Source organism: Flavobacterium sp. LM5 (assembly GCF_002017945.1).
In the GTDB taxonomy this organism is placed as follows: domain Bacteria; phylum Bacteroidota; class Bacteroidia; order Flavobacteriales; family Flavobacteriaceae; genus Flavobacterium; species Flavobacterium succinicans.
Genome location: NZ_MUFX01000003.1, coordinates 173,304 through 197,960, shown reverse-complemented (window position 1 = coordinate 197,960; position 24,657 = coordinate 173,304). Strand labels below are relative to the sequence as shown.

The 24,657-nt window shown below is 35.7% G+C and carries 19 protein-coding genes; 11 read left to right on the top strand and 8 right to left on the bottom strand.

The features are described 5' to 3' along the window. Position 1 precedes the first annotated feature (1 nt). The gene (locus BXU11_RS11550; protein ID WP_078212642.1) at positions 2 to 583 is read right to left on the bottom strand and encodes a tRNA-(ms[2]io[6]A)-hydroxylase; all 582 of its coding nucleotides are present in this window, start codon (positions 581 to 583) and stop codon (positions 2 to 4) included. A gap of 111 nt (positions 584 to 694) precedes the next feature. Here BXU11_RS11550 and BXU11_RS11545 point away from each other — a divergent pair, with 111 nt between their 5' ends. Next, the gene (locus BXU11_RS11545) at positions 695 to 1,927 is read left to right on the top strand and encodes a glycosyltransferase family 4 protein (protein WP_078212641.1); all 1,233 of its coding nucleotides are present in this window, start codon (positions 695 to 697) and stop codon (positions 1,925 to 1,927) included. 57 nt (positions 1,928 to 1,984) lie between these two features. Here BXU11_RS11545 and BXU11_RS11540 read toward each other — a convergent pair whose 3' ends face one another. The 5 genes from BXU11_RS11540 to porU all read right to left on the bottom strand — a co-directional run bounded on the left by BXU11_RS11540 (position 1,985) and on the right by porU (position 10,434). Beyond that, on the bottom strand, positions 1,985 to 3,622 hold the full coding sequence (locus BXU11_RS11540; RefSeq protein WP_078212640.1) for a dihydrolipoamide acetyltransferase family protein: 1,638 nt from the start codon (positions 3,620 to 3,622) through the stop codon (positions 1,985 to 1,987). A 6-nt stretch (positions 3,623 to 3,628) separates the two neighbouring features. Then, positions 3,629 to 4,627 (bottom strand): pyruvate dehydrogenase (acetyl-transferring) E1 component subunit alpha, encoded by a 999-nt coding sequence (gene pdhA, locus BXU11_RS11535; RefSeq protein WP_024982322.1) that lies wholly within the window; start codon positions 4,625 to 4,627, stop codon positions 3,629 to 3,631. A gap of 169 nt (positions 4,628 to 4,796) precedes the next feature. After that, positions 4,797 to 5,279 carry a cytidine deaminase gene (gene cdd, locus BXU11_RS11530; RefSeq protein WP_078212639.1) on the bottom strand — a complete coding sequence of 161 codons (483 nt, stop codon included), beginning with the start codon at positions 5,277 to 5,279 and terminating at the stop codon, positions 4,797 to 4,799. Positions 5,280 to 5,414: 135 nt separating this feature from the next. Beyond that, positions 5,415 to 6,563 carry a type IX secretion system outer membrane channel protein PorV gene (gene porV / locus BXU11_RS11525; protein ID WP_078212737.1) on the bottom strand — a complete coding sequence of 383 codons (1,149 nt, stop codon included), beginning with the start codon at positions 6,561 to 6,563 and terminating at the stop codon, positions 5,415 to 5,417. 37 nt (positions 6,564 to 6,600) lie between these two features. Then, positions 6,601 to 10,434, bottom strand: a complete 3,834-nt coding sequence (gene porU, locus BXU11_RS11520) for a type IX secretion system sortase PorU (RefSeq protein ID WP_078212638.1) — start codon at positions 10,432 to 10,434, stop codon at positions 6,601 to 6,603. Positions 10,435 to 10,639: 205 nt separating this feature from the next. Between porU and gldJ the strand changes: the two genes are divergently transcribed. Further along, the gene (gene gldJ, locus BXU11_RS11515; protein WP_078212637.1) at positions 10,640 to 12,325 is read left to right on the top strand and encodes a gliding motility lipoprotein GldJ; all 1,686 of its coding nucleotides are present in this window, start codon (positions 10,640 to 10,642) and stop codon (positions 12,323 to 12,325) included. A gap of 67 nt (positions 12,326 to 12,392) precedes the next feature. Beyond that, complete coding sequence (gene murF / locus BXU11_RS11510; RefSeq protein WP_078212636.1) at positions 12,393 to 13,679, top strand: UDP-N-acetylmuramoyl-tripeptide--D-alanyl-D-alanine ligase; 1,287 nt, start codon at positions 12,393 to 12,395, stop codon at positions 13,677 to 13,679. Positions 13,680 to 13,741: 62 nt separating this feature from the next. Here murF and yihA read toward each other — a convergent pair whose 3' ends face one another. Then, a complete protein-coding gene (yihA, locus tag BXU11_RS11505; RefSeq protein WP_078212635.1) occupies positions 13,742 to 14,362 on the bottom strand; it encodes a ribosome biogenesis GTP-binding protein YihA/YsxC in 621 nt (206 codons plus the stop codon). A gap of 16 nt (positions 14,363 to 14,378) precedes the next feature. Further along, entirely contained in the window at positions 14,379 to 15,152 is a 774-nt protein-coding gene (locus tag BXU11_RS11500; RefSeq protein ID WP_024982315.1) for an alpha/beta fold hydrolase, read from the bottom strand. Between the two features lie 333 nt (positions 15,153 to 15,485). Here BXU11_RS11500 and BXU11_RS11490 point away from each other — a divergent pair, with 333 nt between their 5' ends. The 8 genes from BXU11_RS11490 to BXU11_RS11455 all read left to right on the top strand — a co-directional run bounded on the left by BXU11_RS11490 (position 15,486) and on the right by BXU11_RS11455 (position 24,622). Beyond that, positions 15,486 to 15,959 carry a division/cell wall cluster transcriptional repressor MraZ gene (locus BXU11_RS11490; RefSeq protein ID WP_078212633.1) on the top strand — a complete coding sequence of 158 codons (474 nt, stop codon included), beginning with the start codon at positions 15,486 to 15,488 and terminating at the stop codon, positions 15,957 to 15,959. Further along, on the top strand, positions 15,934 to 16,842 hold the full coding sequence (rsmH, locus tag BXU11_RS11485) for a 16S rRNA (cytosine(1402)-N(4))-methyltransferase RsmH (protein WP_189318530.1): 909 nt from the start codon (positions 15,934 to 15,936) through the stop codon (positions 16,840 to 16,842). Before BXU11_RS11490 ends, rsmH begins: the two co-directional genes overlap by 26 nt. 8 nt (positions 16,843 to 16,850) lie before the next feature. Then, the gene (locus BXU11_RS11480) at positions 16,851 to 17,198 is read left to right on the top strand and encodes an FtsL-like putative cell division protein (RefSeq protein ID WP_024982312.1); all 348 of its coding nucleotides are present in this window, start codon (positions 16,851 to 16,853) and stop codon (positions 17,196 to 17,198) included. Next, the gene (locus tag BXU11_RS11475; protein WP_024982311.1) at positions 17,189 to 19,195 is read left to right on the top strand and encodes a penicillin-binding protein; all 2,007 of its coding nucleotides are present in this window, start codon (positions 17,189 to 17,191) and stop codon (positions 19,193 to 19,195) included. The genes BXU11_RS11480 and BXU11_RS11475 overlap by 10 nt, the downstream gene beginning before the upstream one ends. Next, a complete protein-coding gene (locus BXU11_RS11470) occupies positions 19,192 to 20,655 on the top strand; it encodes a UDP-N-acetylmuramoyl-L-alanyl-D-glutamate--2,6-diaminopimelate ligase (RefSeq protein ID WP_024982310.1) in 1,464 nt (487 codons plus the stop codon). The genes BXU11_RS11475 and BXU11_RS11470 overlap by 4 nt, the downstream gene beginning before the upstream one ends. 69 nt (positions 20,656 to 20,724) lie before the next feature. After that, positions 20,725 to 21,963 (top strand): phospho-N-acetylmuramoyl-pentapeptide-transferase, encoded by a 1,239-nt coding sequence (gene mraY / locus BXU11_RS11465; RefSeq protein WP_078212631.1) that lies wholly within the window; start codon positions 20,725 to 20,727, stop codon positions 21,961 to 21,963. 1 nt (position 21,964) lies between these two features. Further along, positions 21,965 to 23,296, top strand: a complete 1,332-nt coding sequence (gene murD / locus BXU11_RS11460) for a UDP-N-acetylmuramoyl-L-alanine--D-glutamate ligase (RefSeq protein ID WP_078212630.1) — start codon at positions 21,965 to 21,967, stop codon at positions 23,294 to 23,296. Between the two features lie 33 nt (positions 23,297 to 23,329). Continuing rightward, positions 23,330 to 24,622, top strand: a complete 1,293-nt coding sequence (locus tag BXU11_RS11455; protein WP_078212629.1) for an FtsW/RodA/SpoVE family cell cycle protein — start codon at positions 23,330 to 23,332, stop codon at positions 24,620 to 24,622. The last annotated feature ends 35 nt before the right edge of the window (positions 24,623 to 24,657 follow it).

The window sequence follows — 24,657 nt, the reverse complement described above, 5'->3', positions numbered from 1 at the left end:
ATTAACCGTGCACTGTTTCTGATTTTCCGTAGTTTCCAATAATAGAACTTTCATAGTCGATCCATTCTTGCCAGCGTTGGTCGACATCTATTTTTTCGGTATATAGTTTGGCGAATTTTAAGAAAGTTGTATAATGCCCGGCTTCACTAATCATGAGTTCATGGTAGAATTTGGCTAATTCTTGATCTTTAATGTTTTTAGAAAGGACTCTAAAGCGCTCACAACTTCTGGCTTCGATCATGGCTGCAAATAATAAACGTTCAACCAAAGCATCGTTACGGCTACCGTCTTTTTTAGCAAACTTAACTAAGTCATTAACATAATTGTCTTTTCTTTCTCTGCCTAACGTTAATCCTTTTTCTTTGATAATGTTGTGTACCATTTGAAAATGTTCCATTTCTTCTAAAGCGATTTTGGTCATTTCGGTTACCAATTCTTCTTTTTCCGAATTGTTAATGATAATATATATGGCATTGGAAGCCGCTTTTTGTTCGCACCAAGCATGATCTGTAAGAATTTCTTCAATATTTGACTCAACTATGGTCACCCAACGAGGGTCTGTGGCTAATTTTAATCCTAACATGATATTATTCAATTTATTGACTACAAATTTAGCTTTTTAGTTTTGATTTTTCTTTCAAAAAGCTAGAATCAGAATGAAATAGTATTATTTTGTATCTACAATTAATTTGATATGAAAAAACTATTGGTAATTGGTTTTGTTTGGCCAGAGCCTAATTCTTCGGCTGCGGGAAGTAGAATGATGCAACTCATTGGTTTGTTTCAAAAGCAAGGATATGAGGTAACTTTTGCTAGTGCAGCTCAAGATAGTGAATTTATGATTGATTTGTCAGAGTTTGGTATTGATAAAGTTGCTATAAAGCTAAATGATTCTAGTTTTGATGAGTTTGTAGGGTCTTTACAGCCCACTGTGGTTTTGTTTGATCGATTTATGATTGAAGAACAGTTTGGGTGGCGAGTTATTGAAAATTGTCCTAATGCGATTAGAATTTTAGATACTGAAGATTTGCATTGTTTGCGATTGGCCAGACAAAAAGCTTTTAAACAAAACAGACCGTTTTCTCTAGAAGATTTATTGGTTGAAGAAGTAGCAAAGCGTGAGATTGCAAGCATTTTAAGATGTGATTTGACTTTAATGGTGTCCGAATTTGAAATGGATGTTCTACAGGCTGTTTTTAAAATTGATGCTTCTTTGTTGTTTTACATACCAATCCTTTCGGATGCGTTCGACGCTTCTCTTGTAAGTGAATTGCCTTTGTATGAAGAACGAGATGGTTTCGTTTTTATCGGTAACTTTCTTCATGAGCCTAATTGGAATGCCGTTCAATATTTGAAAGAGACGATTTGGCCTAAAATTCTTCAAAAATTACCGAACGCAACTTTAAAAATTTACGGAGCATATCCTTCTCAAAAAGTGCTACAATTGCATCATCCTAAAACGAATTTTTTTATTATGGGACGTGCTGAAGACGCTCAGGAAGTAGTTCAACAATCAAAAGTAGTTTTGGCTCCTTTGCGATTTGGAGCAGGTATAAAAGGGAAGTTATTAGAAGCAATGCAAGTAGGTACGCCTAGTGTAACAACTTCTATTGGTGCAGAATCTATGCAGGGAGATTTGCTTTGGAATGGTTTTGTTAATGATGCTGTAGAGGATTTTGTCGATGCCGCAGTGCAATTGTATACTGATAAATTCAGCTGGCTTACATCACAACAAAATGGGTTTGCTATCCTGAATCAAAGATATCAAAAAGAGCTTTTTGAAAGTGTTTTTGTAGGGCGATTGCAGTATTTGTTGTCCAACATTGAGGGACATAGGTTGAATAATTTTTATGGTACGCTTTTGCAACATCATACGCTTGCCAGTACAAAATACATGTCAAAGTGGATTGAAGCCAAGAATAAGTAATAAAAAATCCCGTTTTGAAAGTTCAAAACGGGATTTCTATAGTAAAGAAAACTTTTGTTATGCTAACATAGTTACTGGGTTTTCAATGTATTGTTTTAATGTTTGTAAAAACTGAGCGCCTGTTGCTCCATCAATAGTTCTATGGTCACATGCTAATGATAACATCATAGTGTTACCAACTACAATTTGTCCATTTTTCACTACAGGTTTTTCAACGATTGCTCCAACGGAAAGGATAGCTGAATTCGGTTGGTTGATGATAGAGTTGAATTCAGTAATACCAAACATACCTAAGTTAGAAATGGTAAAAGTGCTTCCTTCCATTTCAGTAGGTAATAGTTTTTTGTTTTTTGCTCTTCCTGCTAAATCTCTTACGCTTGTACCAATTTGTGATAAACTCATACCGTCAGTAAAAGGTAACACAGGAACAACTAATCCGTCTTCAACAGCTACTGCTACACCAATATTTACGTGATAGTTGATAGTTATTGCGTCATCTTTCCACTGTGAATTGATTTTTGGGTGTTTCTTTAACGCCAATGCACTTGCTTTAATCACCATATCGTTAAAAGAAACTTTAGTATCTGGCACAGCATTGATTACGGCTCTTGATTTCATTGCTTCGTCCATACTTACTTCAATTACCAAATTGTAATGAGGTGCTGTGAACAAAGATTCTGATAAACGTTTTGCGATAATCTTACGCATTTGCGAATTCTTGATTTCTTCTGTCGCTACTTGTCCAGCAGGAACATAAGGTTTTGGAGCTGCTACAGTTTCAGTCTTAGCGGCAGGAGCTTGTTGCGGAGCTGCTTGAGTAGTAGCACTTGCTTGTGGTGTAAAGTTTTCGATATCGCTTTTTGTGATACGACCATTTTCACCACTGCCTTTTACTTGTGATAATTGGATTCCTTTTTCAGAAGCTAATTTTTTAGCTAAAGGAGAAGCTAATATTCTTTGTCCGTCAGCACTTGGTTCTTGAATAGTTTCAATGCTTTTTTCAGTTGCTACAGGTGCAGCCGCTGTTTCAGTCGCTACAGGAGAAGTAGTAGTTCCACCAGCAGTAAAGCCAGCTGCTACCCCAGAAATATCTGTTCCTGCAGGTCCAATAATAGCCAAAAGACTATCAATTGGTGCTGTGTTTCCTTCTTCAATTCCAATGTAAAGTAAAGTTCCTTCATTGAAAGATTCAAATTCCATTGTAGCTTTGTCGGTTTCGATTTCAGCTAAAATATCTCCTTCTGCTACTGTATCACCAACTTTTTTCAACCATGTTGCTACTGTACCTTCGGTCATAGTGTCGCTTAAACGTGGCATAGTTACTACGATTACTCCTTTTGGAAGAGCTGTAGCAGTAGTTGTTGCTGCTGGAGTAACAGTTGCTTCTTTTGGAGCTTCTGTTGCTGCTGGAGCGGCAGCGGCAGCTCCACCGGCAATTAATGCTGTTACATCTTCTCCTTCTGCACCGATGATGGCAAGTAGAGAATCAATTGGTGCTGTTTCTCCTTCAGGTATACCAATATATAGAAGTGTTCCTTCATTAAAAGACTCGAATTCCATGGTTGCTTTATCTGTTTCGATTTCAGCTAGAATGTCGCCTTCATTTATTTTGTCGCCTACTTTTTTTAACCAAGTTGCTACCGTTCCTTCTGTCATAGTATCGCTCAAACGGGGCATTGTGATAATTGTTGCCATAATTTATTATAATTTGTGAGGGGTAAACGGATAATTTTCTTCTTCATATACCATGTCGTACATTTGTTGTAGTTCAGGGTATGGAGATTCTTCAGAGAATTTCACGCATTCTTCAACCAAGTCTTTTACTCGTTGGTCAATTACTTCAATTTCTTCCTCAGTTGCATATTTTTGATCCAAGATTACATCTAAAACTTGAGTAATAGGGTCGATTTTTTTGTATTCTTCAATTTCATCTTTTGAGCGATACAATTGAGCGTCAGACATAGAATGTCCTCTGTAACGGTACGTTTTCATTTCTAAGAATGTTGGTCCGTCACCGCGTCTTGCTCTTTCGATCGCTTCTGTCATTGCTTCTGCTACTTTCACAGGGTTCATTCCGTCAACAGGTCCGCAAGGCATTTCGTAACCTAAACCTAATTTCCAAATGTCAGAGTGATTAGCTGTTCTTTCTACAGAAGTTCCCATGGCGTATCCGTTGTTTTCAACGATAAACACTACGGGTAATTTCCAAAGCATAGCCATGTTGAAAGCCTCGTGAAGTGAACCTTGACGAGCAGCACCATCTCCGAAATAAGTTAAAGTAACACCTCCAGTATTGTTGTATTTGTCTCCAAAGGCTAAACCAGCTCCAAGAGGAATTTGTCCTCCTACAATACCGTGTCCGCCATAAAAACGGAATTCTTTTGAGAAAATGTGCATAGAACCACCCATACCTTTTGAAGTACCAGTAGCTTTTCCTAATAGTTCGGCCATTACTCTTCTTGGGTCAACGCCCATTCCGATAGGTTGTACGTGGTTTCTGTAAGCAGTGATCATTTTGTCTTTTGTCAAATCCATAGCGTGAAGTGCTCCCGCTAAAACGGCTTCTTGACCATTGTACAAATGAAGAAAACCTCTTATTTTTTGTTGTATGTAAAGAGCCGCTAGTTTGTCTTCAAACTTTCTCCAAAGAAGCATGTCTTCATACCACTTTAAATATACTTCTTTTGTAACTTCTTTCATCTGAATTAATTCTTTTGTAAGTGTTAATACTATTTGAGATGGTGTAAAATTAAGTTTGTAAAAGGACGTTTTTTGATAAACGCACTTCTAATTCAATCTAAATTTTCGAAATGCAAAAATAGAACATTCCTAGTAAGCAATAAAATTAAACAACTAGTTTTTATGCTCATTATAGGAATTTTTTGTTAAACATAAACGGGAGTAGGTTTTTTAATGAATCGGATTGGTAAATCACGCCAGTTTCTCCCATGAAAAATATTTCAATAGCTTGATCTTGTTTGATTTCGTATTCAGCAATTGATTGTCTACAAGCGCCACAAGGCGGAATGGGTTCGGTAGTTGGGTTCGTGTCAGAAGAGGCTGTAATAGCTATTTTGGTAATTTTAGCTCCAGGATACTTGGCTCCTGCATAAAAAATAGCGACACGTTCAGCACAAAGTCCTGATGGATACGCTGCGTTTTCTTGATTGGATCCACAAATTATCTCTTGGTTGTCTAAAAGTAAAGCTGCACCAACTCTAAATTGTGAATAGGGAGCGTAAGCGTTTTTTCTGATTTTTACAGCTTCTTGCATTAAGTGTTGAATTTCAGAAGGCAATTCTAACAAGCTGTCGAATTGTTGGAATGAAGTAGTGATGCTTATTTCTTTCATTTGTGTAAAAGTATTTATTTCCAAGGAATGCCAAGTGAGGTTTTGACTATTTCTATTTTGTGGTTAAGGAAAAAAAATCCAAATTTCAAAAGAGTTTTCTATTGAAATTTGGATCGAATGTTACTTTATATGGTTTTAATAATTTTCGTATTTATCCCCAAAATTAAAGGTCAGGGAGAAACGTAAGGTGTTCTCTAAAGGGTTTTTTACTTTTGATGCAGAAAATAAATACGACACGTCCACTTTGACTACATTGTATTTGAATCCAGCGCCTAAAGCGAAAAACTTTCTGGCTCCTTTTAGATCGCTTTCGTTGAAATATCCTGTGCGTAAAGAAAAGGAATCTTGGTATTCATATTCAACTCCTAAGGCGTAGGTGACTTCTTTTAGTTCTTCGCTAAATCCTCCAGGTGCATCACCAAACGATTTGAAAATTCCAGAAACCCATCCTATTTTGCGATAGTCTTCTCTTTTTTGAGTGGCTTCTGCTGCAGTATCGGTACTTTCAAACTGTGGTGTTGGAACTAATAATTTGTTGAATTCTAAATTGACTGAAACTTTATTGTAATCATCTAGTATGAAATCAAAACCACCGCCAATTTTTAAATTTGCTGGAAGAAAATTATTGCTGAATTCGTCATTGTCATAACTAATTTTCGGTCCTAAGTTTTGGATGTTAAAACCACCTCTCCAGCGGCCATTAAAATCTGAATATGCTATTTCTTCGGACTGGTAATAACCTGCAATATCTACTGCAAAAGTACTTGCAGCAGAAGCGTCACCATTGTCTGATGCTACTTTTAAATTGGAATTGATAAATCTACCAGCAACTGCCATGGAAAATTTGTCACTTAATTGTAGGGAATATGATCCGTCGATAGCAAACTCATTAGGAGAAACTAATCGAGCTGGGTCATTCGCATCAGCTCTAAGTTCTATTTCACCAAGACCAAAATATCTGATGCTTCCTGCAAACGCGCTTCTTTCATTAAAACGATTGTAGTACGTTACTTGTCCTAACGAAATGTCATTTACAATATCGGTTAGGTAGGGTGTGTAACTTACAGAGAATCCTTGCTTATCTGTAGCAAAGGCATATTTGGCTGGATTCCATTGTTGTGAGTAGGTGTCTGGTGAGGTGGCCACTCCGATGTCTCCCATTCCGGCTGCTCTAGCATCTGCAGCTATTTGTAAAAAAGGGACTCCGGTGGTGATGGCGCGTTCTTGAGCCATGGTTCTGGTTGTTGCTAGAACAATAAAAAAAATCAGTAATAGTTTTCTCATTAGTTTATAAAAAATCATTGAACAAATATACTATAATTTATAGGATGACCAATTTTTCAATTTTTTGAGCCTTTTTGTTAGTCAAAGTCGATTTGACCGTAAGTCGATATACATACACTCCTTTGCCAATGCGACTCCCGAAATCATCTTTTCCGTCCCAAGTAATCTCTCTGGATAGAAAGCCCTCAGTGGTTATGATTTGATTTTTAGACCAAACTATTTTGCCTGTAACGGTCATAACTTGTACCTGTACTTCTAACGGTTCAAAAGGCTTGTTATGAGTAAACCAAAATTCGGTATAATTTACAAAAGGATTGGGGTAATTCAATACGTTTGTAAGTGTAATCGACTCGCTTCCAACAACCAAGAATTGTATTTCGGCAGTTACGGGGTTGTTGTAAACGTCCCATGCTTTGATGGTTATAGTGTGAAGACCAATCGCGAGATCTCGGAACTGGAATCTTATGATGCCTGAGGTGAAATCATCTAGTTTGGTTTCGTAATAATCATTTAAGACATAAGGATTGCTCTCGTCTCCGTCTAAAATAGCAACAATGTCATGACCAATTCCGCTAGCCGTATTTATTCCATTTTCGTCTTCCAATTGTGCTATTAAAATGGGAGATTGATTGGTTGTTCCGCCTGAAACGAAATTTTCATCGTTCATATATAACTTCACTTTTGGACTTATATTGTCTACTGCTGCATTTTCATTAATTCCGCCAATAATAATGTTGGTGTTGTGTCCGGTTTGATTCTCTAGTGCGTTTTCTTTTTTAGAATAAAAACTAATTTTTCCGTTACCCGTTGGAATTCGAATATCTCTTGGTACTACAAAACTAAATTCAAATTGTCCGTTTTTTACAGTAGCGTTTCCTCTAAAAATAGCTTCTCCCAAAACTCCGAACGCAATGCTGGGACTATTGCCGTCATTATTGAGGGTGTTTCTTGTGATTTTTTTATCCGAAATTATGGTGGCAATTTCGCCGTTGTAGTTGGTTAAAAGAGTGTTGTTTTCATCTGTAATTTCGCCCGTAATTTTCATTTTTGATAGCGATTTGAAATCATCTATAGGTTGTGAAACTGAGATGTCGTTTACTTTGGTTAAATTGATTTTTGGTTTCGGAATGGCCAGTTGTAAAGCAGGATCACCAATAAAAACCACAACATTAGTAGATGAATTTGGATTGGCGTTTTTGGAAATCCGAAGCGCTTCTGCCATGGAAACATAAGAGTTGGAGCCAAAAGACAATAAGTTTTTTGTTAATAACGGATTAAAGTTTTCGGCACTGAATTGTCCGATGGAGCGGATGGTGGTAATCATGGCTATGGCACCACCTTTGGGATTCCAATAAGTGTATTCACCAGCGGTTAAGCGTAAAGGATTGTCAAATCTTGAGAATTCGCAGGTAATAGTTACGAAAAGTGGATATTTGAATCGGTTGTTCAAGTTTTGTCCATCTGATTTTTCCCAAATTCGTTCTGCTGCTAATCCGTCTTCACCACCATGTCCCAAATAGTTAAAAACTAGTGCCCCTTTTTCGAAAGCATTAAATAGATCTGTCCTTGCTTTTGGGTATCTGAAACCACCGGATGAAGCTTCTTGAATGTAAGAATCAAGTAAGATTTTAGAAACATTTATAAAAGGTTTCTCTGCTGTAATTAGGTCGCCTAAATTATTTTGTTTTTCTTGTAAAGAAGCATCGGAGGCTACATCTGAATCATCTGCTATAAGAACGAAGTTGTTACGCCAATTACCAAATGATTTTGCATCGTGGTACTCTATTATTTTTTGCACCATTTCATCGGCTTGTTGGGTATTGTTTACAATCATCCGGCCTACGGCAATATCGATGCCTCCAAAGGTGTTGGTGATGTTGCCTTCGTTAGTATCCATCAGTCCATAAAAATCATCTGAAGCAAAGGATGACTCACCTGTAGCATTGCTTCGCAAGGCGTGATAAATAGGGACAATGTTAGTGTTGTTGCTAATTCTATTTTTGTAGTCAAAGGAAGCGTCGCCAAAGAGATTGATGTATTTTACTCTTTTTTCTGGTGCTGATGCGTTGTCGTACACGTATTTGATACAGTTTCTAATCGCGCCTATATCTTGTTTTCCAGATGAAAACTCATGATAAATGGACTCGAGGGAGATTACTTTTACGTTTAATGTTGAATAATTTCGGTGAAAGTTAGCCAGTTTTTCAGCCTGATTGATCAGGAATGCTGGGCTGATGATGATATAATCAATATCTTGAAATTGACCTTGATTGTTTTTGAATAGAGTCCCTTTTATGTTTTGGTTCGCGGTTTTGGTTTTTTTAGATGTGCTTGGTGTTAAAAAATCATTGGCATCAAGGGCTATGTATTTTTTGATTTCTCCAAGATTTGCTTTGAAGTTCATATTCCCTTGACCGTTATTTGTGATTTTTTGAATTGAATTGAGCGCTGTAACATCCCAAACTTGTGTGATGCCAGTTGCATTGGAAATGGTGTATTCGACGATTCCACTAGAAGAAAATGCTGCGTCATATTGAAAATGAAATTGTTTTCCGTAACCGATTAATTTTCTTTTAGCAACTATTTTTATATAGTTTAAATATCCTGTAGCATTGGGTAATCCGCCATTGTTATAAGTGAGCTTTATTTTATTGTTTTCCAGTCCAATGAAAGTACTGGTCGAAGGTAAGTTTCCAGTTTGAAACGCTAGGGTAGAATTGCTGGTTATGGGTGGAAAGTTAATGGTGCCAATTGAAGAGGCGTTGGATGCAATCGTAAAGGAGGTTGTTGTGAAACCTGCAGAAGCCGCTTCTACACTGATTTTGACAGGAATTGAATTGTCAATATTGGGTAGCTGAAATTCAAATTCTTGCTCGTTGTTAGTGTCAAATTTTTCACCATACCATTGACGGCCAAGTTGATTGATGTTGATTTTGTCTACTTCGTGAAATTGTGTGTCATCAAACGTAGAAAGCAGTAATGTAGTGTTTCCAGTAGGTTGAGTAAGCGTGGAAATCCTTTTGCCATTGCTGCCGTCTACATTTATATAATAATAGGAGTTGTCATCATATAAGTTGTTGAAAGTGTTGCTTTCTGCATTCCAAGTATCAGTACCTTCGCCATAAAAAAGAATATAATCATCATTGTTAAATACGCCGTCACTCTCGCCAATAACTTCTATGGGTGTTTCCTCGAGGTCAATCGGGTATTGATTGTTGTTGGTTAATGGAATCATTCGCCCTCCGTTTCCGTAGATTTTTATTTTTCTAGGGTCAATTGCGTTTGTATTAAGCCCAAGTTGTTGTAAGAACGTTTTGTTGATTTTATAGACACCTGACTTTTGAATTTGAAATTGGTACCAATTTCCATTTGCTAAAACCGAATTGGTGAGTGCATAAGTGGCTGTTGATTTGTTCTGATTGGTTTCTTTATTGGAATTGTATGTTGTTTTGTAGGTAAAAGATGTGATTTTTTTTAGGCCAAAGTTGTCTTTAATTATCGGGGAAAAAGATAACAAAGAGAAATTTAAGGTTCTTGATTGGATTTTTTGGATGCTCTCTTCTGGTGTGAAAGGGATGTTTTCGAGTGCTAAATCTCCTAAATCATCACTATTGATGTTTTGATAAGTAAAATTTGTCAAAATTATTCCTCCATTAAGAGGACTGTCTTTAATTAAAATGTTAAATTTTAATTTTCTTTTAACAGGGTCGAATTCAAAGTTTTCGCCATTGAATGTGGGTATTTTGAGCGCATAATCACCAAAATTTATAAGTTTAGTTTCGCTCCAATTTATCATCAAAGTGCCTGTTTGCTGTGCACTCGACGAAAAAGAGAGAATAAGAAGTATCCAAAGGTATATGGTGTTTTTCATTTTTGGCTAGACTAATTTTATAATGCGAATGTAAAGGGTAAAAATAATTTAAATCGGTTAGGTTTTAATAATAAAAAATATATTTTTGCGTTGGTATTCAAGCACGGAACAAAACTAAAAGGCCCGTTAAAATTATTATGAATTGATGTTGTTAATAAAAGCTTAATTGTTATATTGCGGCACCAAATTATGACCTATTAATAGTATGAAAGTAAAGAGAATTTTAAACTTAAAATTGATTACATCAATTTTGTTAATTGCAGGATTGGCTAGTTGTAGTAAAAAATCTAGCTCAAGTAATGCCTCCAGAGCCACAGGCTGGAACTTAGATCGACAAAAAAATGTTGTTGCTAAAAACAAAAATCAAGCTGGCCCCGGTTTAGTTTTTGTAGAAGGCGGTACTTTTACAATGGGTAGAGTTCAAGATGATGTGATGCATGATTGGAATAATTTGCCTACACAACAGCACGTTCAGTCTTTTTACATGGATGAGACCGAAGTTACTAACTCTATGTATTTAGAATATTTAGAATGGTTAAAGAAGGTTTTTCCTCCAACAGAAGAAAATTATAAAAATATTTATGCAGGTGCTTCTCCTGACACCTTGGTTTGGAGAAATCGTTTAGGATATAACGAAACGATGACTAATAATTATTTAAGGCATCCTTCTTATGCTGAATATCCTGTTGTTGGAGTAAATTGGATTCAAGCCAATGAGTTTGCGAAATGGAGAACGGATCGTGTGAACGAAGGAATGCTTGAAAAAGCAGGTTACTTAAAGAAAAACGCCAAAGTTACTGATGTTTCTGCAGAAAGCCCTTTCAGTTCTGAAACGTATTTAGCTTCGCCAACCTCTGTGTATGGTGGTAATGAAGAAATTGTATTAAAAGAGAAATCCAAAAGAAAAGAGCCTAGAGCTTCGAAAGATGGAAAAGTAACAGAACATAAAAACGTTTATGCTCAGCGTTCTTCTGGGATTTTGTTACCAGAATATCGCTTGCCGACTGAGGCAGAGTGGGAGTATGCTGCCGCTGCTGATGTAGGACAAAGAGAATACAATACTTACAAAGGTCAAAAGAAATATCCTTGGTCTGGAAGCTATACTCGTTCAGGAAAACGTGTTAGTAGAGGGGATCAATTGGCGAACTTTAAACAAGGTAATGGAGATTACGGTGGAATTGCAGGTTGGTCAGATGATGGTGCTGATATTACTAATGAAGTAAAAAAATACCCAGCAAATGATTTCGGTTTGTATGATATGGCTGGTAACGTTGCCGAATGGGTTGCCGATGTATATCGTCCTATTGTTGACAATGAAGCGAATGATTTTAACTATTTTAGAGGTAATTTATATACTAAAAATAAAATAGGTAAAGATGGTAAGGTTGAAATTGTAACTTCTTCAACTATAAAATATGATACTTTAAGTAATGGTAAAATTATAGCTAGAGCATATCCAGGACAAATTGCTCAAGTTCCAGTTGACGAAAATGAGACGTACTTGAGACAAAACTTTGATAAAAGTAATAACATCAACTACAGAGATGGTGATAAGCAATCGACTCGTTTTTATGATTTTGGAAATTCAGGTGAAGAATCTAAAAGCGAAAAAGAAGCACGTAAAATGTACAATGCTCCAAAGCATAATGTAACTGTAGATTCTTTGGGTAAAATGTCAAGAAAGTATGATTCATCTAGTAAAAGAACTACTTTAATTAATGACGATGTACGCGTTTACAAAGGTGGGTCTTGGAGAGACAGAGCTTATTGGTTAGATCCTGCACAGCGTAGATATTTACCACAAGATATGGCGACTGATTACATCGGATTTAGATGTGCGATGTCTAGTGTTGGGCCAAAAGCTCAAAAAAGAAGATCGCCAAGAAATTAAAATACTGTTTTATTAATAATATAAAAGCCCTTTCAATAGGGCTTTTATTGTTTTAACTCTTTTTCTTATGGATATAGCTAGCATTCATAACTTATTTTTGCAATGTGACACAGTCTCAATTGACACGCGAAAGATTTTACCCAACTCTTTATTTGTAGCCATTAAAGGCGATAATTTTGATGCTAATACGTTTGCAGAGGAAGCATTGACAAAAGGAGCTAAATTTGTAATCATTGACAATGATTCATTTTATATTGATGAAAGAACAATTTTGGTAGAAAATAGTTTAGTGACATTACAGCATTTGGCTCAATATCATAGAAATTATCTTCAAATTCCAATAGTGGCTCTTACGGGAAGTAATGGTAAAACTACAACCAAAGAATTGATTCATGCAGTGTTGTCCAAGAAATATAATACTAAAGCTACCGTTGGAAACTTGAACAATCATATAGGTGTTCCATTAACCTTACTTTCTTTTACCAAAGAAACGGAAATTGGAGTGGTCGAAATGGGAGCCAATCATAAAAAGGAAATTGAATTTTTATGCTCTTTAGCCACGCCAGATTATGGGTACATAACTAATTTCGGAAAAGCGCATTTAGAGGGTTTTGGTGGGGTACAAGGTGTTATTGAAGGAAAAAGTGAAATGTTTACTTATTTGTCTACAGCAAATAAAATGACCTTTATCAATCTTGAAGATGAAATTCAAGTCGAGAAGTCAAAATCACTTTCAAGTTTTTCTTTTGGTATTGATAAGTCCAATGCTGATGTTGATATTAGCGCTGTAAGTGCTAACCCTTTTGTCGAGGTTGCTTTAGGAACAATTGTTATTACTACGCATTTAATTGGTTTGTATAATGCGAATAATGTGAATGCGGCTATAGCGATTGGGGCCTATTTTAAAGTGCCATTAGAAGATATTAAATGTGCTTTAGAAAATTATGTACCTGAAAATAACAGATCCCAAATGGTGGTAAAAGGTTCAAACGAAATTATTTTAGATGCTTATAATGCAAATCCTAGCAGTATGGCTGTGGCGATTGATAATTTTCTGCAGTTAGAAAAACCTAATAAGATTATGGTTTTAGGCGATATGTTCGAATTGGGAGAAGACAGTTCCAAGGAGCATTCGGCTATAGTTGAACGATTACAAGATGAGGCTAGTGTTGTATGTTTTTTTGTTGGCAAGGCTTTTTATGAGAATAATTTGAAAAGTAAAAGTGGTTTTTACTTTTTTGATACTTTTGATACTTTTGGGGAGTACCTAAATTTGCATCCTGTTGTGGGAAGTACTTTGCTGATTAAAGGTTCTAGAGGGATGGCTTTGGAAAAAACATTACAATTATTATAGTATAAAAAAACGCAACTCTTATTAAAGTTGCGTTTTTTGTAATCTTTATTTTTTAGTGATCGCTAAAATTGTGAGTTGTTTTTGAAAACTTCTTGATTCACTTCGTCAATATATTGTAATAACTCATCTTTTCCGGTCCCTTCTGTAGAAGAGGTCACAAAATGATGAGGCATTTCGGTCCAGTTGTTAGCCATCATTTTCTTTTTATACGCTGCAATGTGTGCATTAACTTTTACTTTGCTAATCTTATCGGCTTTGGTGAAAATGATGCAAAACGGAATTTCGCTTTCTCCCATATACGACATGAATTCAATATCTATAGTTTGTGCTTCATGGCGAATGTCGATTAATACAAAGGCACAAACCAGTTGTTCTCTTTTTTCGAAATAGTCAGTAATAAACTCCTGAAAAATAGATTTGGTTTTTTTTGAGACTTTTGCATAACCATAACCAGGTAAATCAACCAAGAACCAGTTGTTGTTGATTAAAAAGTGATTGATTAATTGTGTTTTTCCTGGTCTTGCAGATGTTTTTGCCAGTTTTTTATGATTGGTGATCATGTTGATCAAGGATGATTTTCCAACGTTGGATCTTCCAATAAAAGCGTATTCTGGTAAGAAGTCTTGAGGACATTTGCTTACATCAGAATTACTAATTACAAACTCGGCAGTATTGATTTTCATAGAGTACTCAATAATATTAATGTGCGGCTAAATGCGTATGGGATAACCAATCTTCTAAAATGCGGTTGAATTCTTCTGGGTGCTCCATCATGGCAGCATGCCCGCATTTATCAATCCAATGTAAACTTGAGTTGGGCAATAATTTATGAAATTCTTCTGCTACCTCAGGTGGTGTAACTTTGTCGTTTTTTCCCCAAATAATACAAGTTTGTACATGCATTTTTGGTAAGTCTTTGGCCATATTGTGTCGGATGGCACTTTTGGCAATGGTCAATGTTTTTATTAATTTGATGCGGTCGTTAACAGTAGCAAAAACTTCATCGATCAATTCAGGAGTAGCAATTTTAGGATCATAAAATACATCTTCAGCTTTCTTTTTGATGTATTCATAGTCGCCTCTTTTTGGATAACTATCGCCCATAGCGCTTTCGTACAAGCCAGAGCTTCCTGTAATTACAAGGCCAGCTACTTTTTCAGGAAACATTTTTGTATGATACAATGCTATGTGTCCTCCTAACGAATTTCCTAGTAAAATAACGCGATCTAAGCCTTTGAAGGTTATGAAGTTTTTTACGTAAACCGCAAAACTTTTTACATTTGTTTTTAAGATGTTTTGGGTATAGAGGGGTAAATCTGGAATGATAATTTTGTATCCTTTGTTCGAAAAATATTGCGCTACAGCATCAAAGTTGCTTAACCCACCCATAAGCCCATGCAGGATTACGATCGGCGTTCCTTCCCCTGCTTCATAATAGCTATACTTACCTTCTATTTTGTAATATTTTTCCATGTATTTTGTAACTCAATTTCAATTTCGACAAATATAGGATTAATTAAATTAAAATAAATTGTTGTAACTCCTTTTTGAGTAAATAAATAAGGTATGTTGTTTTTAATTTTTCTTTCCAATTTATTTCTGCATCGATTATTGAGTTTTTTTGTTCTATTTTTTTTCAAATCTTAACTTTCTTACAAATACCGAAATCTAATTTAAGGCATTGATATCGTGTAAACTAAAGTTTTTGTGGGGTGTGTGGGTAAACTTATCAACAAAGTGGTATAAAGTGGTAATTTGTGGTAGAAATTTATATATTTTTGCTAAATACTATTCAATACAAATGTTGTGGATCCAATAATTGGTACATATGAATGTAAAGTTGATGCTAAAGGACGGGTAATGTTGCCTTCACCCTTAAAAAAGCAATTGGCTTCCTCACTTCAAGACGGTTTCGTTTTGAAGCGTTCTGTGTTTCAATCTTGCTTAGAATTGTATCCAATGGCCGAATGGAATGTGATGATGCAGAAAGTAAATGGATTGAATCGTTTTGTGAAAAAAAATAATGATTTTATTCGTCGTTTTACCGCAGGAGTCAAAGTGGTTGAAATCGATGCTTTAGGTAGGATGTTGATTCCTAAAGATTTGGTTGGATTTGCAAGTATTGCAAAAGATGTTGTTTTTTCATCGGCAGTAACGATAGTTGAAATTTGGGACAAAGAGTTATATGAAAAATCAATAAGTGGGGAGGATCTTGATTTTGCAGAATTAGCAGAAGAAGTAATGGGAAATATAAATTATAACGACAATGGAATATCATAATCCAGTATTGCTAAAAGAAACAGTTGATGGTTTGAATATCAAGCCTGATGGAGTGTATGTAGATGTTACTTTTGGCGGAGGCGGGCATTCTGCAGAAATATTAAGACGATTAGGGCCAGAAGGTAGACTTTTTGCTTTTGATCAAGATGAAGATGCTTTAGCAAATGCTTTACAGGATGAACGTTTTACCTTAATTCATGAAAATTTTAGATTCATAAAACGTTTTTTGAGGTTTCATAATGTAAAGGCAGTAGATGGTATTTTGGCTGATTTGGGTGTTTCTTCTCATCAGTTTGATGTACCTGAAAGAGGATTTTCTACTCGTTTTGATGCAGAATTAGACATGAGAATGAGTCAGAGAAACGATCTGAGTGCATACAAAGTAGTAAATGAATATGATGATGCGAATTTAAGAAGAGTCTTTTATGACTATGGTGAATTGAAAAATGCACCTGCTTTATCAAGAACAATTATAGAGGCCAGAGCACTAAGTCCAATACAAACAACGGAAGAGTTGAAAGATGTTTTGGCTAGATTTTTACCAGAACGCGTAAAGAATAAAATATTAGCTCAAATTTATCAAGCCATCCGAATTGAAGTGAATCAGGAAATGGATGTCTTGAAAGAGTTTCTAGAACAATCTCTCGAAATTTTGAATCCTGAAGGACGATTAAGTGTAATTTCCTATCATTCTCTCGAAGATCGATTGGTGAAGCGATTCATTAAAAATGGAATGTTCGAAGGAGAGCCAGAACGTGATTTTTTTGGCAATTTTTCTGTCCCTTTCAAAACCATAGGAAAATTAATTATTCCTACCGCCGAAGAAATAAAAATTAATAATAGAGCACGAAGTGCCAAGTTACGAATAGCTGAAAAAAAATAACTACCATTATGAAACAAGGAATTTACGCCATATTAAAAGCGAAATATTTGATTCATGATGATGCTATTAAAAATTGGCGTTTTATCGTTTTTTTAGTGCTACTTGTTATTTTGATGATAGCCAATACGCAGCGTTTTGAACAGAAGGTATTTGAAATAAGTGAGTTGAATAATGAAGTGAAAGAACTTCGTTCTGAGTTTGTAGACAGAAGATCCACGTTGATGAAGTTAAAAATGGAATCAACGGTGGCCAGAAAAATGGAAATTAAACAAATTTTTCCATCAACGGTACCTCCGGTAAAAATTAGAGTAAACAAAGAAGAAGAACCGAATTTATTCGAAAGATTATGGCAGTAGAAGACAAAAACATATCATATCGTGTTTATCTAGTGGCATTTTTCATTTTCATTATGGCAGCAGCTATTGCCGTGAAGTTGACGAACATTCAATGGGTAGAAGGCGATTATTACCGCAAGTTAGCCAAAGAAAGAACCGTTCGAAATTTTGTTATTCCTGCCAATAAAGGAAATATTTATTCTGCAGATGGAAGTCTTTTGGCGACCTCAATACCAAATTATGAAATTCGGTTTGATGCCATAGCGCCAAAAGCAGAAGATTTTGAAAAAAATGTAAAACAATTAGCGGATTCGCTCGGTAAACTTTTGAATAAATCTTCCGATGCTTTGGAAAAAGAATTGCGTTTGGCAAGAGCCCACCGTAATCGCTATTTTTTATTGTGCAAAGGATTAAGTTACACCGATTATATTTCACTAAAAAAGTTTCCTTTATTTAATCTTGGGGCTTATAAAGGGGGAATTATTGTAGAACAAGAAACTGTTCGTGAGCATCCTATCGGTAAAATAGCCGAGCGAACTATTGGGTATATTGGGAGAGATATCTATGGTCATATTAATCCAGTAGGCGTAGAGGGTGCCTATAGCCATTATTTAAATGGTAAAGATGGCCGAATTTTGAAACAAAAAATAGCCAAAGGACAATGGAAGCCAATTAGCGATGTAAATCAAGTAGAACCTCAAGATGGATATGATGTAATTTCAACAATTGATGTTTATATTCAGGATATTGCGCATCATGCACTGTTGAAGCAATTAGAAGAATACCAAGCGGATCATGGTTGTGTGGTAGTGATGGAGACCAAAACAGGTTATGTGAAAGCCATTTCAAATTTAGGAAGAAACGAAAGCACAGGAATGTATTCTGAGCGATTGAATTATGCCATTCGTGAGTCGCACGAGCCAGGGTCAACCTTTAAATTGGTTGATTTAATGGCATTGTTAGAAGATAAAAAAGCCGATACTAGTACTGTTTTTGATAGCAAAGGCGGCGAAATAAGATATTTTGGACGAGCTGTAAGAGATTCTAAAAAAGGGGGCTATGGTAAAATTTCTTTAGCAAGAGGATTTGAGTTATCGTCAAATACTGTAATGGTTCAAGCGGTGTACGAAAATTATAAATCCAATCCAACTCAGTTTGTGAATCATATCAATTCCTATGGTTTAAACAAAAAATTGGGATTAGGGTTCAATGGAGAAGGCAGACCATATATTCCTCAGCCTTCTGATAAAAGTTGGTCGCGAGTAACATTGCCGTGGATGGCTTTTGGGTACAACGTATCGGTGACGCCATTGCAAACCTTAACGTATTATAATGCGGTGGCGAATAATGGTGAAATGGTAAAACCACTATTTGTTTCAGAAATTAAGGAATGGAATACCTCGATTAAAAAATTCGATAAAGTAATCCTGAATCCAAAAATTTGCTCGCAAGAAACTATTGATAAATTGAAAGCTGTTTTAGCCAATGTGGTTAAAAAAGGAACAGGGAATAAATTGTATTCAAAAGATTTTTCAATGGCAGGAAAAACGGGTACGGCACAAGTAAATTATGCCAAAGCTGGAGGTGCAGAAAAATATTATTCTTCATCCTTTGTAGGGTATTTTCCAGCCGATGAACCTAAATATTCTTGTATTGTAGTGGTGCATAAACCGAATACGGCTAACAATAACTATTATGGTGCCGATGTAGCAGGACCTGTTTTTAAGCGTATCGCTCAAAAAATATTTACAGATTCTCCGACCACAAACGAGATAAAAAATTTAAATAGAAAAGTTAAGAATCAAGAGCAAAATTACGATGCTTATTTTGCCAAAGCACAAAAGAATTTTAAATCAATTCCAAATGTAAAAGGAATGCCAGGCATGGATGCTGTTGCTCTGCTTGAAAACTTGGGTCTTAAAGTAAAAGTAAATGGGATTGGGAAAGTGAAAAAACAGTCACTAATGGCAGGTGAAAGTTTAGCTAAAAACGCAACAATAGTATTAGAATTATCATGAAAACATTAAAAGATATACTCTACAAAGTAGCCATTGAAGCCCTAAATGGAACCACTGATATTACAGTGAATCATTTGCATTTTGATTCTAGAAAAATAGAAGCTAACGATGTATTTGTAGCCATTAGGGGAGCTATCGCAGATGGGCATCAATTTATAGATAAAGCGATAGCATTAGGAGCTACGGCTATTGTATGTGATGAGTTTCCAAACCAATTGCATCCAAATGTAACCTATGTTAAAGTCAATGATACCAATACGGCTTTGGCTTACATGGCTACCAATTTTTATGAGAATCCCTCACAAAAATTGAAATTAGTTGGAATTACTGGGACAAATGGTAAAACAACCGTCGCTTCTTTGTTGTATCAATTGTTTAAGAAAGCAGGATTTAAAGTTGGTTTGATCTCGACAGTCAAAATTCTAGTGGACGATCAAGAGTTTAAGGCTACACACACTACTCCAGATTCTTTAACGATTAACTATTATTTAAATACAATGGTTAGTCAAGGGGTTGAATTTTGTTTTATGGAAGTGAGTTCTCATGGCATTCATCAAAAACGAACAGAGGGCTTGCATTTTGTTGGAGGTATCTTCACCAACCTGTCGCACGATCATTTAGATTATCACCCTACGTTTGCAGAGTACCGCGATGTGAAGAAAGCTTTTTTTGATTTCTTGCCTAAAAGTGCTTTTGCAATTACGAATAATGATGATAAAAATGGAGCAATAATGCTTCAAAATACGCAAGCACAAAAGCGAACATATGCATTGAAATCATATGCGGATTATAAAGCAGTGATTCTCGAAAGTCAATTGTCTGGGTTGTTGTTGAAAATCAACGATAATGAAGTTTGGGTAAAATTAATAGGCACTTTTAATGCTTATAATCTATTGGCTATTTATGGTGCTGCTATGGAGTTAGGATTAGAGTCCTTGGAAGTACTTCGATTATTGTCAGAATTAGAGAGTGTTTCGGGTCGTTTTCAATACATTGTTTCAGCTCAAAACATTACTGCTGTAGTAGATTATGCGCATACGCCAGATGCTTTAGAGAATGTTTTGAATACGCTAAACGATGTTCGAACTCAGAACGAACAATTGATTACTGTGGTAGGTTGTGGTGGTAATAGGGATAAAACGAAACGTCCCATTATGGCGGCAACAGCTGCCGATCTAAGTGATAAAGCAGTGCTTACTTCTGACAATCCAAGAGATGAAGAACCCGAAACAATTATAGCCGAAATGGAAGCGGGTGTAGCACCTCATAATTCTAAGAAGGTCTTGGTAATTACCGATAGAAAACAAGCGATCAAAACTGCCTGTCAGCTAGCTAATCCAAATGACATTATTTTGATTGCGGGTAAAGGTCACGAAACGTATCAAGAGATTAAAGGCGTACGATACGATTTTGACGATATGAAAATTGTTAAGGAAACATTGGAGCAATTAGGAAAATAAAAATTAACAAAATAAAAATTCCAAAAAGACTGGTTTTATTTGGAATGTAAATTTTAAAAAATAAAAAATATGCTGTACTACTTATTTGAATACTTAAACAAGACAATGGATATTCCTGGAACTGGAGTATTTCAGTACATCACCTTTAGATCGGCTTTGGCTTTCATGTTGTCATTACTATTGTCTACTATTTACGGTAAACGAATTATTGGTTTTTTACGCAATCAACAAGTAGGAGAAACGGTAAGAGAACTTGGTTTAGCAGGTCAAAATGAAAAAGCAGGAACACCTACTATGGGTGGACTAATTATCATTTTTGCAACGTTGGTTCCAGTAGTATTGTTTGCAAGGTTGCAAAATATATACATTATTTTGCTTATTGTAACCACGCTTTGGATGGGTACCATTGGTTTTGTAGATGATTATATCAAGATTTTCAAGAAAGATAAGCAGGGATTAAAAGGTATTTTTAAAGTGTTTGGACAAGTTGGTTTGGGATTAATAGTAGGTTCGGTGCTTTATTTTAGTCCAGCGGTAACCGTACGAACAGATACAGGTAAAATTGATGTTTTCAAAACCGCCACGAATACTACCGAAGCCGTGATTATGCCTGCACCCATAGAAGAAAAATCTACAGCAACTACGATTCCTTTCTTCAAAAACAACGAATTTGATTATGCTGAACTCTTGGCTTGGACTGGAGAAGGCTATGAAAAATGGGCTTGGTTGATTTTTATTCCTGTAGTTATTTTTATTATTACGGCGGTATCCAATGGTGCGAATCTTACAGATGGAATAGATGGATTAGCGGCTGGTACTTCGGCGGTGTCCGTTTTTGCGCTGGGTATTTTTACGTTTGTTTCGGGTAATATCATTTTTTCTAATTATCTCAATATTATGTATATCCCGCATTCCGGGGAAATGACCGTGTTTATTTTCTCTTTTGTGGGGGCCTTAATTGGATTTCTTTGGTATAACTCATATCCAGCCTCCGTATTCATGGGCGATACCGGTAGTTTGACTATTGGTGGTATTATAGCTGTTTTGGCTATTGCCGTTCGTAAAGAAATGTTGATTCCGTTATTATGTGGAATTTTTCTAGTTGAAAATTTTTCTGTGGTATTGCAAGTGGCTTATTTTAAGTATACCAAGAAACGTTTTGGCGAGGGTAGACGTGTTTTTTTAATGTCTCCATTGCATCATCATTATCAAAAGAAAGGATATCACGAGAGTAAAATTGTAACTCGTTTTTGGATTGTAGCGATCATGTTAGCGATTTTGTCAATCGTAACTTTAAAATTAAGATAGTATGAGACTTGTAGTTTTAGGAGGTGGTGAAAGTGGTGTTGGAACCGCAATTTTAGGGTTGAAAAAAGGATACGATGTTTTTGTATCTGATTTTGGAAAGATAAAACAAAAATATAAAGACGTTCTTAATCAATATAACATTCCTTGGGAAGAAGAGCAACATACCGAAGCCTTGATTCTAAATGCAACGGTTGTGATGAAAAGCCCCGGAATTCCTGATAAAGCTCCGATAGTAAAGAAGTTGATCGAAAGTGGAATTGCAGTTATTTCTGAAATTGAGTTTGCAGCTCCTTTTACAAATGCGGTAACTATTGGGATTACCGGTAGTAATGGAAAAACTACCACTACAATGTTGACCTATCATTTGCTAAAACAAGCGGGTCTCAATGTGGCGCTAGGTGGAAATATTGGAAAAAGTTTTGCATGGCAAGTAGCAGAAAGTGAATATGATGTGTATGTTTTGGAATTAAGTAGTTTTCAGTTAGATGGAATCATTAATTACAAACCACATATTGCCATTTTAACCAATATAAGTCCAGATCATTTGGATCGATACGAATATAAATATGAAAACTATATTGCTTCAAAATTTAGAATTACAATGAATCAAACAGCCTCGGATTATTTGATTTATGATGCTGATGATGAAGCTACAAAAAATTGGTTAAACAACAATACAACAAACGCACAATTAATCCCCTTTTCGATCACTCAAACCTTTGAACTGGGCGCATTTTTAAAAAATAATATTATGGAAGTTAGAATGAATCAAGAAGAATTTTCAATGGAAACAGAATACATCGCATTAGAAGGTAAGCACAATATGAAAAATGCCATGGCAGCCACTTCTGTAGCTAAATTGATGCAAATTCGAAACGCGACCATTCGTGAAAGTTTGTCTGATTTTCAAGGAGTAGAACACCGTTTAGAAAAGGTGTTGAAAATTCAAAATGTACAATATATTAATGATTCAAAAGCGACCAATGTTAATGCTACTTATTTTGCATTAGACAGTATGAATGTACCTACGGTTTGGATTGTAGGTGGTGTGGACAAAGGGAATGATTATAATGAATTAATGTCTTTGGTTCGCGAGAAAGTGAAAGCCATTATTTGTTTAGGAATTGATAATTCTAAAATTATTGCCACTTTTGGAAATGTGGTAGATGATGTAGTAGAAGTAAATTCGATGCAAGAAGCGGTGAGATTAGCACAAAGTTTTACCGAAAAAGGAGATGCCGTTTTGTTATCCCCAGCTTGTGCGAGTTTCGACTTGTTTGAAAGTTATGAAGATCGTGGACGTCAATTCAAACAAGCGGTATTTAACTTGTAATAGAAATAAATAATTCTCTAGAATATTGTAATTATGAAGGAACTAGTAAACAAATTAAAAGGAGATAGGGTAATATGGTCATTCGTGGCTTTATTGGCTCTGTTTTCGTTTATGCCTGTTTTTAGTGCGAGTAGTAATTTAGCCTATATCGGTTTGGGTAAAGGGAATACTTTAGGGTATTTGTTAAAACATTTAGGGCATATTGGTATTGGATTTATGATTATTTATTGGGTGCACAATGTTCCTTATTTGTATTTTCGAGCCATATCCAAGGGTTTGTTGCCAGTAATTTGGGTACTTTTGGCCTATGCACTAATTAAGGGGACAGTAATAGCGGGAGCCAATGCGAGTCGTTGGATTCAAATTCCATTCATCAAAATTACGTTTCAGCCTTCGACTTTAGCGTCTATTGTACTTTTTGTTTTTGTAGCTCGTTATTTGTCTAAAAAAAGAGAAAATCCTATTGATTTTAAATCTTCATTAATTGAGTTGTGGTTGCCTGTTTTTTTAACCTTAATGTTTATTTTGCCTTCTAACTTTTCAACTGCGGCTTTAATTTTTGCCATGGTGTTAATGTTGGTGTTTGTTGGGAAATATCCTTTAAAATACATTGCTATAATTATTGGTTCTGGAATTGTAATGCTGACGTTTTTTGTATTAATCGCCAAGGCCTTTCCCGATTCTAAATTCTTTAGTAGAGTGGGTACTTGGGAAAGTCGTATGGAACGATTTTTATCTGATAAGGCGGATGAAGATAATTATCAAATTGAAAAAGCAAAAACAGCAATCGCATCCGGAGGCTTATACGGCTTAGGGCCTGGTAAAAGTGTCCAGAAAAATTTTCTACCTCAATCCTCCTCTGATTTCATCTTTGCCATTATCGTTGAAGAGTGGGGATTGATTGGTGGTTTATCTGTTCTTGGGTTGTATTTGCTTTTGATGTTTCGCTTTGTTATTGCTTCTCATAAAGCCAATACGCTATTTGGGAAATTAATTGTAATTGCTTTGGGGTTTCCTATGATTTTTCAAGCCATGATTAACATGTCGGTAGCCGTTGAATTGTTGCCGGTAACGGGGCAAACGTTGCCTTTAATTAGTAGTGGAGGTAGTTCGATTTGGATGACTTGTTTTGCCTTAGGTGTTATTTTAAGTGTGACCAAAAAGGAGGAAGAAATTGCAAAGGAACTTAAGGATAAACAAATACGTGAGGATGCGCTTCAAAAGTTAATTGATGCACAAATCGAATCCGATACAAACGAATCAAAAGAAGAGGTATATACTATTGAAGATCATTCTAATCCTATGAATGCTGTGCTTAACAAATAAGAATTAGCTGAATAAGATTATTTATTTTAAAATTT

Excerpts from the sequence above, each read along its gene's own strand:
- BXU11_RS11550 (WP_078212642.1), bottom strand. The coding sequence starts at position 583 with ATGTTAGGATTAAAATTAGCCACAGACCCTCGTTGGGTGACCATAGTT.
- BXU11_RS11545 (WP_078212641.1), top strand. The coding sequence starts at position 695 with ATGAAAAAACTATTGGTAATTGGTTTTGTTTGGCCAGAGCCTAATTCT.
- BXU11_RS11540 (WP_078212640.1), bottom strand. The coding sequence starts at position 3,622 with ATGGCAACAATTATCACAATGCCCCGTTTGAGCGATACTATGACAGAA.
- pdhA (WP_024982322.1), bottom strand. The coding sequence starts at position 4,627 with ATGAAAGAAGTTACAAAAGAAGTATATTTAAAGTGGTATGAAGACATG.
- cdd (WP_078212639.1), bottom strand. The coding sequence starts at position 5,279 with ATGAAAGAAATAAGCATCACTACTTCATTCCAACAATTCGACAGCTTG.
- porV (WP_078212737.1), bottom strand. The coding sequence starts at position 6,563 with ATGAGAAAACTATTACTGATTTTTTTTATTGTTCTAGCAACAACCAGA.
- porU (WP_078212638.1), bottom strand. The coding sequence starts at position 10,434 with ATGAAAAACACCATATACCTTTGGATACTTCTTATTCTCTCTTTTTCG.
- gldJ (WP_078212637.1), top strand. The coding sequence starts at position 10,640 with ATGAAAGTAAAGAGAATTTTAAACTTAAAATTGATTACATCAATTTTG.
- murF (WP_078212636.1), top strand. The coding sequence starts at position 12,393 with ATGGATATAGCTAGCATTCATAACTTATTTTTGCAATGTGACACAGTC.
- yihA (WP_078212635.1), bottom strand. The coding sequence starts at position 14,362 with ATGAAAATCAATACTGCCGAGTTTGTAATTAGTAATTCTGATGTAAGC.
- BXU11_RS11500 (WP_024982315.1), bottom strand. The coding sequence starts at position 15,152 with ATGGAAAAATATTACAAAATAGAAGGTAAGTATAGCTATTATGAAGCA.
- BXU11_RS11480 (WP_024982312.1), top strand. The coding sequence starts at position 16,851 with ATGAAACAAGGAATTTACGCCATATTAAAAGCGAAATATTTGATTCAT.
- BXU11_RS11475 (WP_024982311.1), top strand. The coding sequence starts at position 17,189 with ATGGCAGTAGAAGACAAAAACATATCATATCGTGTTTATCTAGTGGCA.
- BXU11_RS11470 (WP_024982310.1), top strand. The coding sequence starts at position 19,192 with ATGAAAACATTAAAAGATATACTCTACAAAGTAGCCATTGAAGCCCTA.
- mraY (WP_078212631.1), top strand. The coding sequence starts at position 20,725 with ATGCTGTACTACTTATTTGAATACTTAAACAAGACAATGGATATTCCT.
- murD (WP_078212630.1), top strand. The coding sequence starts at position 21,965 with ATGAGACTTGTAGTTTTAGGAGGTGGTGAAAGTGGTGTTGGAACCGCA.
- BXU11_RS11455 (WP_078212629.1), top strand. The coding sequence starts at position 23,330 with ATGAAGGAACTAGTAAACAAATTAAAAGGAGATAGGGTAATATGGTCA.